Genomic DNA, 17,308 nt, shown 5'->3' with positions numbered 1-17,308 from the left:
TAATTCTATAATAAAAATTATTTAAGTTTAGTTTTATTTTCTAAGTAAACAATTACAAAATATAAATATTTAAATTAAAAGTAAATAAGGGGGATTTGGTGTGAAAAAATTCAAATTGCTATCAACAGTATTATTAACAACTCTTAGCTTATCAATTTTTGCAGGATGTGGAGGTAGTGGAGATAGTGGAAAGAGTTCGGCAAGTGGAGAAAAAACTGAAATAACTTGGTGGGCTTTCCCAAACTTTGAAACAAAAGATGGAGTTGTAGGAAAGTATGAGGAGGAAATTGCAAAAGCATTTATGGAAAAAAATCCAGACATAAAAGTTAATGTTGAAATGTTATCTTTTAATGGTGGTGGTGAAAAAATAAATGCAGCTATTGCTTCAAAATCAGCTCCAGACGTATTATATGATGCTCCAGGAAGAATAATTGATTATGCAAGAATAGGAGCATTAGCACCAGTAGATGATATGATAAAGGATTTAAATGGAGATGTATCAGATGCTATTTTACAAGGATGTAAATTAGATGACACATATTATATGTATCCATTTAACACAACAAACTTCATGATGGCTGCAAATAAAGATATGCTTGAAGAAGCAGGAGTTTTAGATAAACTTCCTCTTGATAAAAAAGATAGGTTATGGACTATAGAAGAATTTGAAGAAGCATTAAGAGCTATTAAAAAAGCAAAACCTGATGTTATTCCATTAACATTCTTTAGTAAGAGTACAGCAGGAGACCAAGGAACTAGAGCATTTGTTGCAAATATTTTTGGTGGTAGTGTTATGAATGATGATCAAAGCTCATACAATTTTGATAGTCCAGAAGCTATAAAGGCAATGGAATGGGTTAAAAAAGCTATTGATGAAGGATTAATAGCTAAAGGTTCAGAAGCTTTAGCATCAAATGATTCAATTGATTTATACTTACAACAAAAAGCTGCAATTACAATACTTTATTCAACTGGTCTAGTTAAGAGTAATCAATCAAAGAAATCAGAAGCATTTGAAGATGTCTTATTACCAATACCAGCACCAAAAGGAAAACTTGCTTTAGAATCTCTTATAGGTGGATTATGTGTATTTGATAACGGTAATGAAGATAAAATAGAAGCTTCAAAGAAATTTATTGATTTCTTATGTAATGATAAAGATTGGCAAGAAAAGAATTTAAAAGCTACAGGAACATTCTCAGTTAGAAATTCTGTTAAAAATTTATATGATGATGAAGAAATGAAATTTGCTGAAGCTATGGGAGCTTATACAGCTAAGTATTATAATACTGTAAACGGATTCGCTGAAATGAGAACTCATTGGTTCCCAGCACTTCAAGAAATCACACTAGGACAAAAATCTGTAGAAGATGCAATGAAAGATTTTAATAAAAAGGCAAATGAAACGCTTAATAAAAAATAAAAATATTTTTAAATCATAATAGGGAGTGCTTAAAAAACACTCCCTTATGATTAAGTAAATAAGAGGAGGGTTTTGTAAGTGGCGACTAATGTTATTAAAGAAAAGAAAAAGCATAGTAAATTAGCAAAAAAAGAATGGATAGCATCATATCTTTTCTTATTACCAGCTGCAATATTTTTTCTAAGCTTTGTAATACTACCTATGATTGGTGGTATAGTGATGAGCTTTTTTGATTATAATCCTAAAAGTGCTACATTTATAGGAATTCAAAACTATGTAAATATATTTCAAGATGAAATATTTAGAAAATCTCTATGGAATACTTTGGTGCTAGTTATAGGAAATGTACCAGTAGTAGTTATATTCTCTTTATTTGTTTCTTTAGTTATTTATAAAAAGTGTTCAAAAGTAAGATCATTTTTTAGAGGTGTATTTTATCTACCAGCAATAGCATCTGTAGTAAGTATAACAGTTGTTTGGGGATGGATATTCCATCCTAATTATGGAATATTAAATTATATTTTAGGCTGGTTTGGAGTAGATCCACAAGTATGGCTTGGAGATCCTGGTATTGCAAAATGGGCAATACTTATGGTTTTAGTTACATTATCAGTTGGACAGCCTATAGTTTTATATATGGCATCCCTTGGAAACATACCTAAAGATTATTTAGAAGCGGCAGAAATTGATGGAGCAAGTAAATCCCAAGTATTTAAAAATATAACATGGCCTCTTTTAAAACCAACAACATTATATATCGTTATTATAACAACTATAAATTCATTCCAATGTTTTTCATTAATTCAATTATTAACAGCAGGAGGCCCTAATTATTCAACAACAACAATAATGTATCAAGTTTATGAGAAGTCATTTACACTTGGTCAATATGGACTTGCATCATCAATGGGTGTAGTACTTGCAGTTATAGTTATGGCAATATCAATTATTCAATATAAATACCTTGGTTCAGATGTAGAGTATTAGTAGGAGGTATAAAGAGTATGTTTAGAAAAAAGAAGAAAGAAAAAGAAGAATTATATGATTGGAGAGATAGGTGGACACCTAAAAATATAACAGCTTTTTTCATACTATGTTTATTTACTGTAATATTTATTTTCCCATTTTACTGGATTATAACAGGAGCATTTAAAGATCAAGGTGCTGCAATTGCAATGCCTCCTCAATGGTTCCCAGAAAACCCTACAATGCAAAATTGGACTAGTTTAGCACAACAACCTTTAGTTAGATGGACATTTAATAGCTTCTTTATTGCAATTTCAACAACTGTGTTAGTATGTTTAACATCTGCTCTTGCAGGATATGTTTTAGCTAAGAAGAGATTTCCAGGTAGGAAATTGATATTTTGGCTACTTATAATTGCAATGGCTCTACCAAAGCAAGTAATAATGGTACCATTATTTAATATATTAACAAGCTTAGATTGGATAGACAGTTATAAATCATTAATACTACCAGCTGTAGGATGGCCTTTTGGTATATTCTTAATGAAACAATTTAGTGAAACTATACCAACAGAGCTTATAGAAGCTTCAAGAATTGATGGATGTTCTGAAATTGGAATATTTAAAAATATAGTTTTACCTATAGTTAAACCAGGAGTTGGAGCACTTGCCATATTCACATTTATAACTTCATGGAATGATTATTTTATGCAATTAATTTTAATAAGAAGTAAGGAAATGCAAACTCTTCCTTTAGGAGTTGCAACAATGCAACTTGAATTTGCTACTGATTATGGACTTATGATGTCAGGTGCCGCTTTAGCATCAATACCTATGATTATAATATTTATAATATTCCAAAAATCATTTACTCAAGGTATAACAATAGGAGCTGTAAAAGGTTAAATATAAAATAACAAATAAGAGTTTAAAATTGGAGGAAACTATTATGCCAATGATAGATATGCCTTTAGAAAAATTATATGAATATAATGGGATAAGTCCAAGGCCAAAAGATTTAGATGAATTTTGGGATGAAAATATAAAAAGTTTAGAAGACATAGAACTTAATTTAGAGATTATAGAGTCAGAATTTAAATGTCCATTTGCTAAATGTTATCATTTATATTTTACTGGAACAAACGGAGCTAGAATTCATGCTAAATTTATAAAGCCAAATAAAATAAAGGGTAAAATACCAGCTTTATTAGAATTTCATGGATACCAAGGAGGTAGTTTTGATTGGGCATCAAAGTTAGTCTATGCTGCTAATGGAATGTGTATAGCAGCATTAGATTGTAGGGGTCAAGCTGGATTATCTCAAGATGTAGGTGGAACTTTAGGAATAACTGTTAAGGGACATATCGTAAGAGGATTACAGGAAGGTAGAGATAAATTATTGTATAAAGATATATTTTTAGATACTGTCCTTTTAGCAAAAATAATTATGAATTTAGATTTTATAGATGAAAATAGGGTTGGAACTATGGGAGGATCACAAGGAGGAGCATTAGCTCTTGCTTGTGCAGCACTAGAGCCAAGAATAAAAAAAGTATTTGCTTTTTATCCATTTTTATGTGATTTCAAAAGAGTATGGGAAATGGATTTAGGTGGAGATGCTTATGATGAATTAAAAAGATATTTTAAATTTATAGATCCAGCTCATGAAACGGAAGATTATGTATTTAATACATTAGCATATATAGATATTCAAAATTTAGCTCATAGAATAAAGGCGGAAGTAACTATGCTAACTGGGCTTATGGATGATATATGTCCACCATCAACCCAATTTGCGGCATATAACAAAATAAATTCAAGTAAGAATATTATAATATTCCCAGAATGGGGACATGAGTCAATATCATATGGTTTGTATGACAGAATTTATAAATGGTCGATAACAATATAATTTGAAAATTTAGGAGGAGAGGTTTATGTCAGGGTTAGTTTTAAAAGGTATAAAAAAAGTATATGAAAATGGCTTTAAAGCAGTTGATAATTTTAACTTAGAAATTAAAGATAGAGAGTTTATTGTTTTTGTTGGACCATCAGGATGCGGTAAATCAACAACACTTAGAATGATTGCAGGGCTTGAAGAAATATCAGACGGAGAACTTTATATAGATAATAAACTTATGAATGATGTAGCACCAAAAGAAAGAGATATAGCTATGGTATTTCAAAATTATGCACTATATCCTCATATGACAGTTTTTGAAAATATGTCTTTTGCATTAAAACTTAGAAAAACACCAAAGGAAGAAATAGATAAAAAGGTACATGAAGCAGCTAGAATACTTGATATAGAACATTTACTAGATAGAAAACCAAAAGCTTTATCAGGAGGTCAAAGACAGAGAGTTGCTATGGGAAGAGCTATAGTTAGAGAACCTAAGGTATTCTTAATGGATGAGCCTCTTTCAAACTTAGATGCTAAATTAAGGGTTCAAATGAGAACTGAAATAGCAAAATTATATAATGAATTAAAAACAACATTCATATATGTAACCCATGACCAAACAGAGGCTATGACTCTTGGAACTAGAATTGTTGTTATGAAAGATGGTATAGTTCAACAAATAGATTCTCCTAAAGAAATTTATGATAATCCTAAAAATCTATTTGTTGCAGGATTTATTGGAAGTCCACAAATGAATATGTTAAATGGAACTATTTATGAAAATGAAGGAAAAGTATATTTAAAAATGCTAAATGGAAAAGTAGAACTTTCTAAAGATAGAGAAAAGATTGTAAGAAAATATAATTTACTAAATAAAGATATAATAGTTGGCATAAGACCAGAAAATATTAGTTGCAAGAAAGCTGACCTGCAAAATTCTAAGTCTATATTTAAATCTGAAATAGAAGTTTCAGAAAACTTAGGTGCAGAAACTTTCTTACATGTAAAAGGAGATAATGGTAGGGCAATTGTTATAAAGACAGCAACTGCAGACAATATAAATACTACAGGAAGTGTAGAATTTACTATGGATTTAGATAAGATTCATATATTTAATAAAGATACTCAAGAAACTATATTTTAAATAACCTAAGATAATATAAATTTTATAAAATGCCCTATAGTAAACTTAAATTACTATGGGGTATTAATATATTAAGTCTGTATTTTAATTAGAAAAAATATTTACAAAGGTTTTGGAGGTAAAATGAGAATATTTGCATGTATAGATATAGGTGGAACATCAATAAAATATGGGTTAATAAATGAAGAGGGATTAATTATAAAAAATGATTCAATAGATACAGAAGCATATAAGGGTGGCCCATATATAATAGAGAAAGTAAAAAATATTGTTAGGGAATTTTTAAATGAATATAAGTTAAGCGGAATATGTATTTCAACAGCAGGAATGGTATGTCCTATAAAAGGAGAAATAATATATTCAGGAAAAGCAATACCAAATTATAAAGGAACTAAAATTAAAGAAATATTAGAAGAAGAATTTAATATTAGATGTGAAGTAGAAAATGATGTTAACTGTGCAGCATTAGGGGAACTATGGGAAGGTAGTGGAAAAGAAGTTAAATCTATGGCATGCCTTACAATAGGGACAGGAATTGGTGGAGCAATTATATTAGATAAAAATATAGTACATGGATTTAGTAATTCAGCTGGGGAAATAGGATATATGATAGTAAATGGAGAAAAATTTCAAGATATAGCATCTACAACAGCTTTAGTAAAGAAAGTAGCAGAAAGAAAGGGTATTTTACCTAAAGATATAGATGGAAGATATGTATTAAATGGATACGAAAATGGGGATGAAATTTGCAGAGAAGAAGTAGAAAATTTAACTGATATTTTATCTATAGGAATTACAAATATATCTTACTTGTTTAATCCTGAAACAGTAGTTTTAGGTGGAGGAATTATGGAGAGAGAAGATATATTTAGACCCTTATTGGAAAAGTCTTTAAAAAAATATATGATAGATAAATTATATTTAGATACAAATATACAATTTGCAAAACTAAAAAATACAGCAGGAATGATAGGTGCATTATATAATTTCTTAAAGAAAGAGAATTTTGAAATCAAGTATTAAAATGATATACTATGTATAAAATAGAAAATTATAGAGGGTGTATTTATGGGGATATTAAGTGACTTAGAAAAACCGAGTTTTAAAGTTACTAAATCTGATAAGCTATTAATAGAGTATATTAAATTAGATTTAGATAATTTTATATATAAATCAATATCTGAAATTGCAAAAGAATCAGGCATTGGTGAAGCTACTATAACAAGGTTTAGTAAGAAGGCTGGATTTAATGGATTTCAAGATTTTAAGGTTACATTAGCAAAAGAATTGTCTATAAAGAAACAAAAAAGTGTAATAAGTTCTCATGTAAGTAGGCATGAAAGAACAAAAGAAACAGCAAATAAACTTTTAAGTTCAACAATTAACGTATTAACAAGTACTGTAAACAATATAGACGAAGATTCTATATTGCAATGTAAAGAATTTATATTAAATGCAAAAAAAATATATTTTGTTGGAATTGGTTATTCAGGAATAACAGCAGTTGATAGTAATTATAAGTTTATGAGAATAGGACTTAACACTTGTCCTTTAACAGATAGTCATACTATGATAATGATGTCATCAATTATGGAAAGAGGAGATTTACTAATAGCAATATCTCACTCTGGATCAACTAAAGAAATATTAAAAACAGTAGAGCAAGCAAAACAAAATAAAGTTAAAGTTATATCTTTAACAGAAAATACAGATAATAAATTAAAAGAATTAGCAGATATTAAACTTACTTATGTTTCTACTGAAACAATATTTGAAACTGGTTCAATTTCATCTAAATTATCACAAATATTTATGTTAGATTTAATTTATACAGAAGTAATAAAAGAAATATTTAATGAGGCTATAGATAAAAAGCTTAAAACAACAGGGGCTATTGAACTTTATAGAGATAGTTATTAAAGTTAGATTATATAAAATGATATGTTTATTGTAGTATTCATATCATTTTTTTATTTTAGAAAAAATTAAGGAATTTTTTCTAGAATAAAATGTTAAAATATAAGAGATTGGCGGTGACTTTATGATAGATGTATGTTTACTAGGTTGTGGTGGCGGAATGCCAATGCCTTTTAGAAATCTTTCTGCAACTTTAATTAATATAAAGGGAAGAAAAATACTTATAGATTGTGGTGAAGGAACTCAAGTATCTATGAGAATGATATCTTCTGGATTTAAGAGTATAGATATTATATGTATAACACATATTCATGGGGATCATATAATAGGACTTCCAGGGCTACTTGGTACTATTGGGAATAGTGGAAGAACTGAGAGTTTAACTATTATAGGTCCTAAAGGAATAAAAGAGGCAGTTGAAGGTCTTATGGTTATAACAAAATATCTTCCTTATGAAGTAAAGATTATAGAAGATATAAGAAAAGTACAATTTAATATAGAAAAAGAAGGTTTTAAGGCTACAGAAGAAGAGGGAAGTTTAGTATTAGAAACTTTAGAATGTGATCATTCTGCACCTTGTATAGGTTATAGTTTATATATAAAAAGAGGTAGAAAATTTTCAGTAGATAAAGCAACAGAAAATAATGTACCAAAGGTTTTATGGAGTAAACTTCAAAAAAATAAAAGTGTAGAATATGAAGGAAGAGAATATACAGAAGATATGGTTCTTGGCAAAGAGAGAGATGGAATAAAAATAAGTCTTATAACAGATACAAGACCATTAGATAGTATGATAGAATTTATAAAGAAAAGTAGCTTATTTATTTGTGAAGGTACATATGGAAATGATGAAGATATAGAAAAAGCTATAAAGAATAAGCATATGACCTTTAGAGAAGCTGCAACACTTGCAAAAAATGGAGAGGTAGAAAAATTATTATTAACACATTTTACTCCTGCAATGATGGATCCAAATGAATATAAGGAAAATGCAACAAATGTATTTAGAGATACTATAATAGGGGAAGATAGAATGAATTTAAATTTAAAATTTAAAGATCAATATAATAATTAGTAAAAGGTAAAAAGATGATAGGAAAATTTTTTGAAAATACATCGCGTTTAGTAGTTTTAATTATAACATCCATAATTTTAGGATTAATGGTGTATTTAAATTTTAATGATGTACATAAAACAAAGGTTATACAAAGTGAGAAAATATATGTAATAGTATATTTTATAGTATGCATATTAATAGGATTTTTACTTTATAAAATAAAGAGTAAAAAATATTTTATAATAGGACTTTTTGCTGTAAGTTTTATTATAAGACTAATTTGGGTATTAAATATTAATAGTGTACCAGTTTCAGATTTTACTCAAATGTATGAAGGTGCACAAAATATATTAAAAGGAAATACTGAATTAGTAAGGAATAGTGGCTATTTTGAAGTGTGGGTTTATCAATTAGGATTTTCAGCATTTCAATCAATTATTTTAAGGATATTTGGTGATTCTATATTAGTATTAAAAATAACAAATGCATTTATTTCAGCTTTCATACCTGTTGTTATTTATTTAATATGTGACAAATTAAAAAATAACAAATATTCTAGAATACCGTCTTTAATATATGCTTTTTATTTAACTAGTATAGCAATGACTTCAGTTTTAACTAATCAGCACTTAGCTACCTTATTGATATATATAGGATTGTATATATTAATAGCTAGAGAAAATAATATTTTATGGTTAGTTATTAGTGGAGTATTAATGGCTCTTGGAAATATAATTAGACCAGAGGGGATAATTGTAATAATTGCATTATTTTTATTTTTTATATTTAAAGATTTCAGCAATATTAAAAAGCCAAAGATATTTTTAACTAAAAATATTTTAAGACCAGTATTAATATTATTAGTATATTTGCTTACTATGACATCTGTATCAGCAGTGTTTAAAGCAAAAGGTTATACAGATTATAATATAGGTAATAGAGAACCTTATTGGAAATTTGTTGTAGGCTTAAATCCAAAACACGGTGGATTATGGAATTCAGAAGATGGGGATTTAGTAAATAGATATCCATTAGGAAATGAAAGAGATGAATATGAAAAGAAATTAATTTTAGAAAGAATTAAAGATAAAGATGCTATGTTAGAACTTTTTGATAAAAAATTTAAGTATATGTGGTCTGGAAACGACTGGGGAAGTATTGGATTTTCATTAAATTATGAAAATGTATCAGGTGGATTTAGAAATATACTTTTAAGAATTGAAAAGATTGAATTTATGGCAATAATAATATTAATGAGTTTATCATTAATATTTACCATATTTAGAAGAGTTCCATTTAATAATTATTATTTATTTATAATAATATTTATTGGATATATTTTAGTACATTTACTCGTTGAAGTTCAAACGAGATATAGATATTTTATAATTCCTTGCATGGTTATTTTGACAGTAGAAGCATTGAGTCAACTTAAAATTTTAGATAATTATAAAGAAAAAATCCCAAAGAGAACTTAAAGTCTCTCTTTGGGACTTTTTTATTATTTATTATGAGATAGTTTAGATCTTTTAGTATATTTTTTACCGTTTGCATGAGAACCTATTTTTTTCCCATGTTCAATTCCTATTTCTGATCCAGATTCAGAATACATTTTTCTAAGTTCAGCATTAGATTTAGGTCTATCTTTTAATCTGTTCTTATTGTTATCCATATAAATATACCTCCTAGTTATATAAAGCATTTTTCTATATTAGCTTATCCATATTTATATAAAAAAATTAGTTTATTTAAATATAAATATTAAAATGAATTAGTGAATTGATAGTTAAATTAATAAGAGTATTGTTAAATGAATTAAAATTTCAAAAAAAATTTAACTTAAAAGTTAATAATGTGAACAAATATTAATTTATAATAAAACATTTATTCAAAAATAACATAAAGAGTATAATAATCATTTATTATGTATATATAGAAAAAATTTCATAATAAAAAGGGGGCTAATAATGATAGAGTTAAAAAATATTAGTAAAGATTATAAAATGGGGAAAGAGAATTTTAAAGCTTTAGACAATATAAATCTAAAGGTTGAAGAAGGAGATTTCCTTGCAATAACAGGACCTTCAGGATCAGGTAAATCAACTCTTATGCATATTATTGGAGGACTTGATAAACCAACCTTTGGTGAAGTTTTAATAGAAGGTAAGGATATAAGTAGTTTTAAGGAAAAAGAACTTGCCAAGTATAGAAGTACAAGAACAGGATTTGTATTTCAAAATTTTAATTTAGAATCTACTAAAACTGCACTAGAAAATGTAATGATGCCTTTAATATTTGCAGGTGTTTCAGGAAAAAAAAGAAAAGAGATGGCAATAGAAGCACTAACTAAGGTTGGACTTTTAGAAAAGATTAAAAATAAGCCAACAGAAATGTCAGGGGGACAAAGACAGAGGGTAGCCATTGCAAGAGCAATTGTAAATAACCCTCATATAATATTTGCAGATGAGCCAACTGGTAATTTAGATTCAAAATCAGGTAAACAAATAATGGATTTATTAAAAGAGTTAAATAACAAAGGCTATACTATAATTATGGTTACTCATAATGAAAACCAGGCAAAAGAAGTTAAAACTGTAGTTAAGATAAAAGATGGAAAAATAGAGGAGATAATAAAAAATGAAAATTAAAGATTATATAAAAATGGCTTTTTCTAATCTTGGAAGAAGAAAATTTAGAACATTTTTAACTGCTTTTGCTGTTGCAATTGGGGTTATGTTAATAATAACAATGGTTAGTTTAGGAAAAGGCATAGAAAACCTTATAACAGATTCTCTTGGAGAGTTTAGTAATGTTAAGACTATATCTATAATACCTACTGAATACAATAAAGATATGAATGATAGTAAGAGTGATAATAATGAAAATGCAGTTTCTGATGTTAAATATAAAAAAATAACAAATCAAGTTATAGATAAAATAAAAGAAAAAGGAAATATATCAGATATAGTATCAATATTTCGAGCAGATGCAACTAGCGTAAAGTTTGGAAAGAAAGATTCTAAAATTACATCAGTAGAGGGAATAGATGCAAATTATAATATATATTCTAATGCAGATGTTGAAGCTGCAATAAAGAAAAATAATAATACAGATATAAAATATTTAGTAGCTGGATCATTAATCAAAAATAATGAGTCAAATGAATGTATGATAACAGAGAGTTTTGCTAAAAAAATAGGAATTAATAATGCAAAGGATATAATAAATAAAGATATAGAAATCAGAGCAGATAGAAGTTTTGCAACAATAAAAGAAAAACCTCTTAAAATAAAAGCAAAGGTAGTTGGTGTAATTAATGATAAGGTAAATCATTCAGATGCTATTATAACAACAATAAGTATAGCAGATAAAATAAATGAATTTATGAAAAGAAATGATAAGTATACATATAAAGAAATAGGACCATCAACAGTTAATGTGACAGTTAAAGATGCTAGTGATGTAAAGCCTATAAATGAATATATACAAAATGATTTGAAATATTCAACATTTTCAATGGTTGATGTTGCAGAAAAAATAAAATCAGTATTTATAGTTGTTAAAGCTATACTTGCTATTGTTGGAATTATAGTTTTATTTGTTGCAGCATTAGGTGTAATAAATACTATGGTTATGTCAATATATGAAAGAACTAGATCAATAGGTGTTATGAAGGCTGTAGGTGCTTCAAAAGGTGACATAAAGCTTATTTTCTTAGTAGAGTCTGGAACAATAGGGTTTATTGGAGGAATACTTGGAACATTATTCTCACTATTTAACTTAGAAATTATTAAAATAATTGCAATTAATGTATTAAAATCTAAAGGAGTAACTGATGTAACATTTTTAAATAATGTATTTGCATCACCTTTAAAAATAAGTGTAATAACAATTATATTTGCTATTATAATAACTATATTAGCTGGATTATATCCATCGTCTAGAGCTGCTAAATTAAATCCAATTGATGCATTAAAATACGAATAAGAAAAAGGCTAAGATTTGATCTTAGCCTTTTTTTAAAATTACATAGTATCATTTATTCCTAAAACATCTATACCGTAAATTCTTACAGCAGAATCTGAACCTTGAGTTGGTTTTGTAACGTTTATTCTAACATATCTTGCTTTAATTGCTTTAAAAGTATCTATTGTCTCTTTTGCAGAGTTTTTCTTAACAGAGGCAACTTCAGTAAAGTTTTTACCATCTTCACTTACTTCAATTGTATAATCAGATGTATTCATATCAGGGCTTTCATTACCAGCTTCAGCATGAGCCATACGAACTTCACTTACTGTAACAGCTTTTCCAAGATCTATTGTAATATTATGTGGAGGAGTACCTACAGCACACCATTTAGTATCATTTTTACCATCTACAGCAAATTCAGGTGCTTCATTTGGATTAACAAAACTTGAGGCTTCAGTCTTTTTACCTTTTGAAAGATTAGTAAGATCTTTTGAAGCTTTTTTGCTTACAGTAATTAATTTTTCCATAGTTTTAACATCTTCTCCAGTAGCACTTTTAGCTTTTAAAGTAACTGTATAAGTTCCTTCTTTTTCATAAACTACACTAGGTTCTTTTTCAGTACTAGTTTCAGTTTTTGCACCTTCAAATGTCCATTCTACACTTTCAGTAACTTGTGAACTTAAATCTGTAAATTTGACTTGTTCACCTGGAGCAATTAATGTTTTTGAAACTTTAAAGTTTGCTCTTGGAATGCTATTGTCTGGCCATTCCATTTTAGCAGTAGATGATTTTCCAGTTTTAAGATCTTTGTTTACCTACCATAGGGAAGTTACCATCCTTATCCTTTGTTAGGAATTGACCAACCCATTCAGCTTTTCCACCGTGTTCAGTTGTTGGGAAGAAAACTGTTCCTAAAACAGGTACTCCATTTTTGTGAGCAGAATCTGTAACATCGGCACTTGGTGGAACAATTATACCTTCTCCAGATGATCCACCCCAATAAACAAGCTTGTCTATGTATTGCCAGTAAGAGAATGTGTTTGCACCAAATTTATTTGATCCTTGGGAAGGATTTCCACTTGTACTTGAATTCATAATTGAAAGAGCCACAACATTTACATCTTTATTTTGAGTTTCATTTACAGGTGATAACTTTTCTTTATCAACTCTTTTAGCTAATGGAACAACGCTTTTATTAAATTCTATATCTTTATCAGATTTAGCATCCCATTCTAGTAACTCATTTGGGAAAAAGTGAGGTGCTGTTGGTTGATTTGCCATAGTAATTTCTACTGCTTCTCCAGCTTCCTCTGTTATTTTGTAAGTAGCTTTAGAATCTCTACCTATTGTAGTAGAACTATTTGAGCAAGAAATTAAACCGATACTTAAAGAACAGGCTAAACCTACAGTAATTATAAGCTTTAATTTTTTTGAACGCATAGTATAAATCTCCTTTTGAAAAATTTAAAAATTGTAAACGATTAATTAAATTTTAACATCTTGGAAATAATATAAATAGTGTAGTAATTTTAGAAAAGGTGAAAAAATTATAAAAATATTTTTATAAAATGTGTAACTTTTTCTTGACTAGTAAAATAAAATAATATATCATAATAAACAATTAAATACGAATTTTTTAAATGCGTTGAAAAGGGAAAGTAAATAATATAAGTTACTACAGAGAAAGGTTAGTTTGCTGAGATAACCTATAATAAGTATTGTTGAAGTGCCCCTTGGAGCAGAAAGGCCGAAATAAAAGTAGGTTTTTATGGGAACTCCCATTATAGAGTTAGGGTATGTTTGTACCTGAAAAAGAGATGGATAATTTATTATCTAACCAGAGTGGAACCGTGGAAGTATAACCTTCTGCCTCTGTGTATTAATTGAATACATAGAGGCAGGAGGTTTTTTTGATTTATACATATAATTTTTAGCTGGCCAGCTTATTATATAAATTAATTAACTAATTTAGAAAAAAAGGAGTAATTATCATGGAAATAAATATAAAATTAATAATATCAATAGTTTTATCAATATTATCAATTTATGCTATATATAAAGTTAGAAAGAAAACAGATAAATTTTCATTTGCAACGTTAACTGCATTATCTTTAGGTTTAATACTTGGAGTTATATTTAAAGAAGATATTCTTTATATGGATTTAGTAGGAAAAGGCTATATGTCTTTAATTAAGATGATTGTAGTTCCACTTGTTATGGTTTCATTAATAACAAGTATTGTAAGACTTAAAAATATAGACACTTTAAAATCAATTGGAATAAAAACATTTGCTATATTACTAGGTACTACAGGAGTAGCTGCAACTATAGGAATTATTATAGCTAACTTATTTAAATTAGGTCAGGGACTAGCTTTTGTTGGAGTAGAAAGCTTTCAGGCAAGAGAAATTCCTACGTTTTCAAAAGTTTTAATGGATATGCTACCATCAAACCCAATAGGAGCTATAGTAGATAATAGAATAATACCAGTTGTTATATTCTCTTTATTTATTGCAGTAGCACTAGTTATTGAAGATAACTTAAATCCTGAAAAAGCAAAACCATTTAAGGAGTTTATATTATCAGCTTATGAAATAGTTTTAAGACTTACAAAAATGGTATTAAGATTAATACCATATGGAGTATTTGCTTTAATTACTACAGCAGCAGCTAGTAATGGAATTGACACTATAAAGTCTTTAATATGGGTTATAGTAGCAGTATATATTGCAGCAATACTTCAATTTATATTAGTTTATACACCACTTATAACTTTTGTTGCAAAGAAAAATCCTTTTAAATTCTTTAAAGGAATATTCCCAGCTCAAACAGTGGCCTTTACAAGTCAAAGTAGCTATGGAACATTACCAGTTACTATTGAATCATTAGTAAATAGAGTTGGAGTTTCTGAAAATATTGCAAGCTTTGTTGCACCACTTGGTTCAACTATTGGAATGAATGGATGTGGAGGCCTTTATCCTGCAATAGTTGCAATATTTGTAGCAAATGTATTTAATATAGAACTTACTATGTATTCATATATACTAATAATTTTAACAACAATTATTTCATCAATAGGGATAGCAGGGGTTCCAGGTGCAGCTACAATGTCAACAACTGTTGTACTTGCAACACTTGGATTACCTATAGAAGGTATGGCTATGGTTATTGCGGTAGATTCTATAATTGATATGATGAGAACAACAACTAATGTTACAGGTTCAGCTGTTGCAGCATTACTTGTTGATGAAACAGAGAAGAGAAAAAAATACAAATACAATTTATAAAAAATAAGACAAGCTAAAATAGCTTGTCTTATTTTTATGTAAAATTTTGTAGAAAGTAATGCATAGTAAAAAAGAAATTTTAAAAAATATTAAATTTTTTTAAAAGAAATCATTTACAAAGAGCAAATGGTAATATATAATAAATTCATACCAATGAATTGGTACCTATGAATTTAATATATAGTTATAAATCAAAAATAAGAAGGGGAGATGAGTATGAGATTTCCAAAAGATTTTTTGTTTGGAGCAGCATCAGCTTCATATCAGGTTGAAGGTGCATGGGATAAAGACGGTAAGGGAATAACTAACTGGGATGTTTTTTCAAAGATACCAGGAAAGACATTTGAAGGTACAAATGGAGATATTGCAGTAGATCACTACAATAGATATAAAGAAGATGTAAAGCTTATGGCAGAGATGGGTCTTGAATCATATAGATTTTCAATATCTTGGGCTAGAATAATTCCAGATGGAGATGGAGAAATAAATAAAAAAGGGTTAGAGTTTTATAACAATTTAATAGATGAATGTTTAAAATATGGAATAGTTCCTTTCGTAACTTTATACCATTGGGATTTACCACAAACATTAGAAGCAGATGGTGGTTGGACAAGCAAGAGGACAGTAGAAGCTTTTGTTAAGTATGCAAAAACTTGCTTTGAAGCTTTTGGTGATAGAGTTAAGCATTGGATTACTTTTAATGAAACAATAGTATTTTGTAAGTTAGGATACATTGCAGGGGCACATCCACCAGGTATTATAAATGATCAAAAGAAATACTTTGAAGCTACTCATAATGTATTTGTAGCTCATGCAAAAGCTATAAAAGAATATAAGAAATTAAAGCAATATGGTGAAATAGGTATAACTCATGTATTTAGTCCAGCTTTTAGTATTGATGATAATATAGAAAACTTAAAGGCAACAGAACATGCAAATTATTATGAAACATTCTGGTATTATGATCCAATTTTAAAGGGAGAGTATCCTAAATATGTAGTAGATATTTTAGAAGAAAAAGGATTAGCACCAAATTGGACAAGGGAAGAATTAGATTTATTAAAAGAAGTAGCAGATTATAACGACTTTTTAGGACTTAATTATTATCAACCTCAAAGGGTTACTAAAAATTATGAAAAAGTAGAAATTAATGAAGCAGATAGAGATAAATCAACAGGAAAGCCTGGTAATCCTTCATTTGATGGAGTATACAAAACAGTAATGATGGAAGATAAGGTTTATACAAAATGGGGATGGGAAATATCTCCTGAAGGATTTTTAGAAGGTCTTAGAATGTTAAAAGATAGATATGGTGATGTTAAGTTATACATTACTGAAAATGGACTTGGAGATGAGGATCCAATAATTGAAGATGAAATAGTAGATATCCCAAGAATTAAATATATTGAAGAGCATTTAAAAGCAGTTAAGAGAGCAATTGAGGAAGGGATAAATTTAAAGGGATATTATGCTTGGTCTGTAATAGACTTATTAAGTTGGCTTAATGGATATAAAAAGCAATATGGATTTATATACGTTGACCACAAAAATAACTTAGAAAGAAAAAAGAAACTGTCTTTCCATTGGTATAAGAATGTTATAAAAACAAGAGGGGAAGAATTATAAAAATTTAAAAGTAAGGG

General features: G+C 28.1%; 16 protein-coding genes and 1 other annotated feature. Of the genes, 13 read left to right on the top strand and 3 right to left on the bottom strand.

What is annotated here, in order from left to right; all coding sequences use genetic code 11:
• The first annotated feature begins 100 nt into the window (after window positions 1-100).
• The 9 genes from ACZ5TJ_RS09565 (at window position 101) to ACZ5TJ_RS09525 (ending at window position 9,887) form a co-directional block, all read left to right on the top strand.
• Complete coding sequence (locus ACZ5TJ_RS09565) at window positions 101-1,423, top strand: ABC transporter substrate-binding protein (protein WP_055206981.1); 1,323 nt, start codon at window positions 101-103, stop codon at window positions 1,421-1,423.
• A 78-nt stretch (window positions 1,424-1,501) separates the two neighbouring features.
• Entirely contained in the window at window positions 1,502-2,410 is a 909-nt protein-coding gene (locus ACZ5TJ_RS09560; protein WP_070205870.1) for a carbohydrate ABC transporter permease, read from the top strand.
• A gap of 17 nt (window positions 2,411-2,427) precedes the next feature.
• Entirely contained in the window at window positions 2,428-3,294 is an 867-nt protein-coding gene (locus tag ACZ5TJ_RS09555; protein WP_079286619.1) for a carbohydrate ABC transporter permease, read from the top strand.
• Between the two features lie 43 nt (window positions 3,295-3,337).
• The gene (locus ACZ5TJ_RS09550) at window positions 3,338-4,300 is read left to right on the top strand and encodes an acetylxylan esterase (protein ID WP_464199167.1); all 963 of its coding nucleotides are present in this window, start codon (window positions 3,338-3,340) and stop codon (window positions 4,298-4,300) included.
• A gap of 25 nt (window positions 4,301-4,325) precedes the next feature.
• Window positions 4,326-5,435 carry an ABC transporter ATP-binding protein gene (locus tag ACZ5TJ_RS09545; RefSeq protein WP_464199165.1) on the top strand — a complete coding sequence of 370 codons (1,110 nt, stop codon included), beginning with the start codon at window positions 4,326-4,328 and terminating at the stop codon, window positions 5,433-5,435.
• Window positions 5,436-5,558: 123 nt separating this feature from the next.
• Window positions 5,559-6,458 carry an ROK family protein gene (locus ACZ5TJ_RS09540; RefSeq protein WP_464199163.1) on the top strand — a complete coding sequence of 300 codons (900 nt, stop codon included), beginning with the start codon at window positions 5,559-5,561 and terminating at the stop codon, window positions 6,456-6,458.
• A gap of 45 nt (window positions 6,459-6,503) precedes the next feature.
• The gene (locus tag ACZ5TJ_RS09535; protein ID WP_055206977.1) at window positions 6,504-7,355 is read left to right on the top strand and encodes a MurR/RpiR family transcriptional regulator; all 852 of its coding nucleotides are present in this window, start codon (window positions 6,504-6,506) and stop codon (window positions 7,353-7,355) included.
• 121 nt (window positions 7,356-7,476) lie between these two features.
• Window positions 7,477-8,427, top strand: a complete 951-nt coding sequence (locus ACZ5TJ_RS09530) for a ribonuclease Z (RefSeq protein ID WP_464199160.1) — start codon at window positions 7,477-7,479, stop codon at window positions 8,425-8,427.
• A 14-nt stretch (window positions 8,428-8,441) separates the two neighbouring features.
• A complete protein-coding gene (locus tag ACZ5TJ_RS09525) occupies window positions 8,442-9,887 on the top strand; it encodes a glycosyltransferase family 39 protein (protein WP_464199158.1) in 1,446 nt (481 codons plus the stop codon).
• Window positions 9,888-9,910: 23 nt separating this feature from the next.
• On the opposite strand, the gene ACZ5TJ_RS09520 is transcribed toward ACZ5TJ_RS09525, so the two are convergent.
• Window positions 9,911-10,081, bottom strand: a complete 171-nt coding sequence (locus ACZ5TJ_RS09520) for a hypothetical protein (RefSeq protein ID WP_143329625.1) — start codon at window positions 10,079-10,081, stop codon at window positions 9,911-9,913.
• 295 nt (window positions 10,082-10,376) lie between these two features.
• On the opposite strand from ACZ5TJ_RS09520, the gene ACZ5TJ_RS09515 reads away from it, so the two are divergent.
• A complete protein-coding gene (locus tag ACZ5TJ_RS09515) occupies window positions 10,377-11,057 on the top strand; it encodes an ABC transporter ATP-binding protein (RefSeq protein ID WP_464199154.1) in 681 nt (226 codons plus the stop codon).
• The gene (locus ACZ5TJ_RS09510) at window positions 11,047-12,396 is read left to right on the top strand and encodes an ABC transporter permease (protein WP_464199152.1); all 1,350 of its coding nucleotides are present in this window, start codon (window positions 11,047-11,049) and stop codon (window positions 12,394-12,396) included. Before ACZ5TJ_RS09515 ends, ACZ5TJ_RS09510 begins: the two co-directional genes overlap by 11 nt.
• A gap of 38 nt (window positions 12,397-12,434) precedes the next feature.
• On the opposite strand, the gene ACZ5TJ_RS09505 is transcribed toward ACZ5TJ_RS09510, so the two are convergent.
• The gene (locus ACZ5TJ_RS09505) at window positions 12,435-13,151 is read right to left on the bottom strand and encodes a discoidin domain-containing protein (RefSeq protein ID WP_464199150.1); all 717 of its coding nucleotides are present in this window, start codon (window positions 13,149-13,151) and stop codon (window positions 12,435-12,437) included.
• 25 nt (window positions 13,152-13,176) lie between these two features.
• Complete coding sequence (locus tag ACZ5TJ_RS09500) at window positions 13,177-13,818, bottom strand: endo-beta-N-acetylglucosaminidase (RefSeq protein WP_464199148.1); 642 nt, start codon at window positions 13,816-13,818, stop codon at window positions 13,177-13,179.
• A 196-nt stretch (window positions 13,819-14,014) separates the two neighbouring features.
• Window positions 14,015-14,255: a binding site (T-box leader), on the top strand.
• A 114-nt stretch (window positions 14,256-14,369) separates the two neighbouring features.
• On the opposite strand from ACZ5TJ_RS09500, the gene ACZ5TJ_RS09495 reads away from it, so the two are divergent.
• Window positions 14,370-15,665, top strand: a complete 1,296-nt coding sequence (locus tag ACZ5TJ_RS09495; protein WP_464199146.1) for a dicarboxylate/amino acid:cation symporter — start codon at window positions 14,370-14,372, stop codon at window positions 15,663-15,665.
• A 216-nt stretch (window positions 15,666-15,881) separates the two neighbouring features.
• Window positions 15,882-17,291: a GH1 family beta-glucosidase gene (locus ACZ5TJ_RS09490; RefSeq protein ID WP_464199144.1), complete on the top strand. Its 1,410-nt coding sequence runs from the start codon at window positions 15,882-15,884 to the stop codon at window positions 17,289-17,291.
• Window positions 17,292-17,308 lie beyond the last annotated feature (17 nt).

This window comes from Clostridium budayi, from assembly GCF_055396605.1.
Note: the sequence above shows the minus strand (reverse complement) of the source record. Positions and strands in the feature narration are given on the sequence as shown.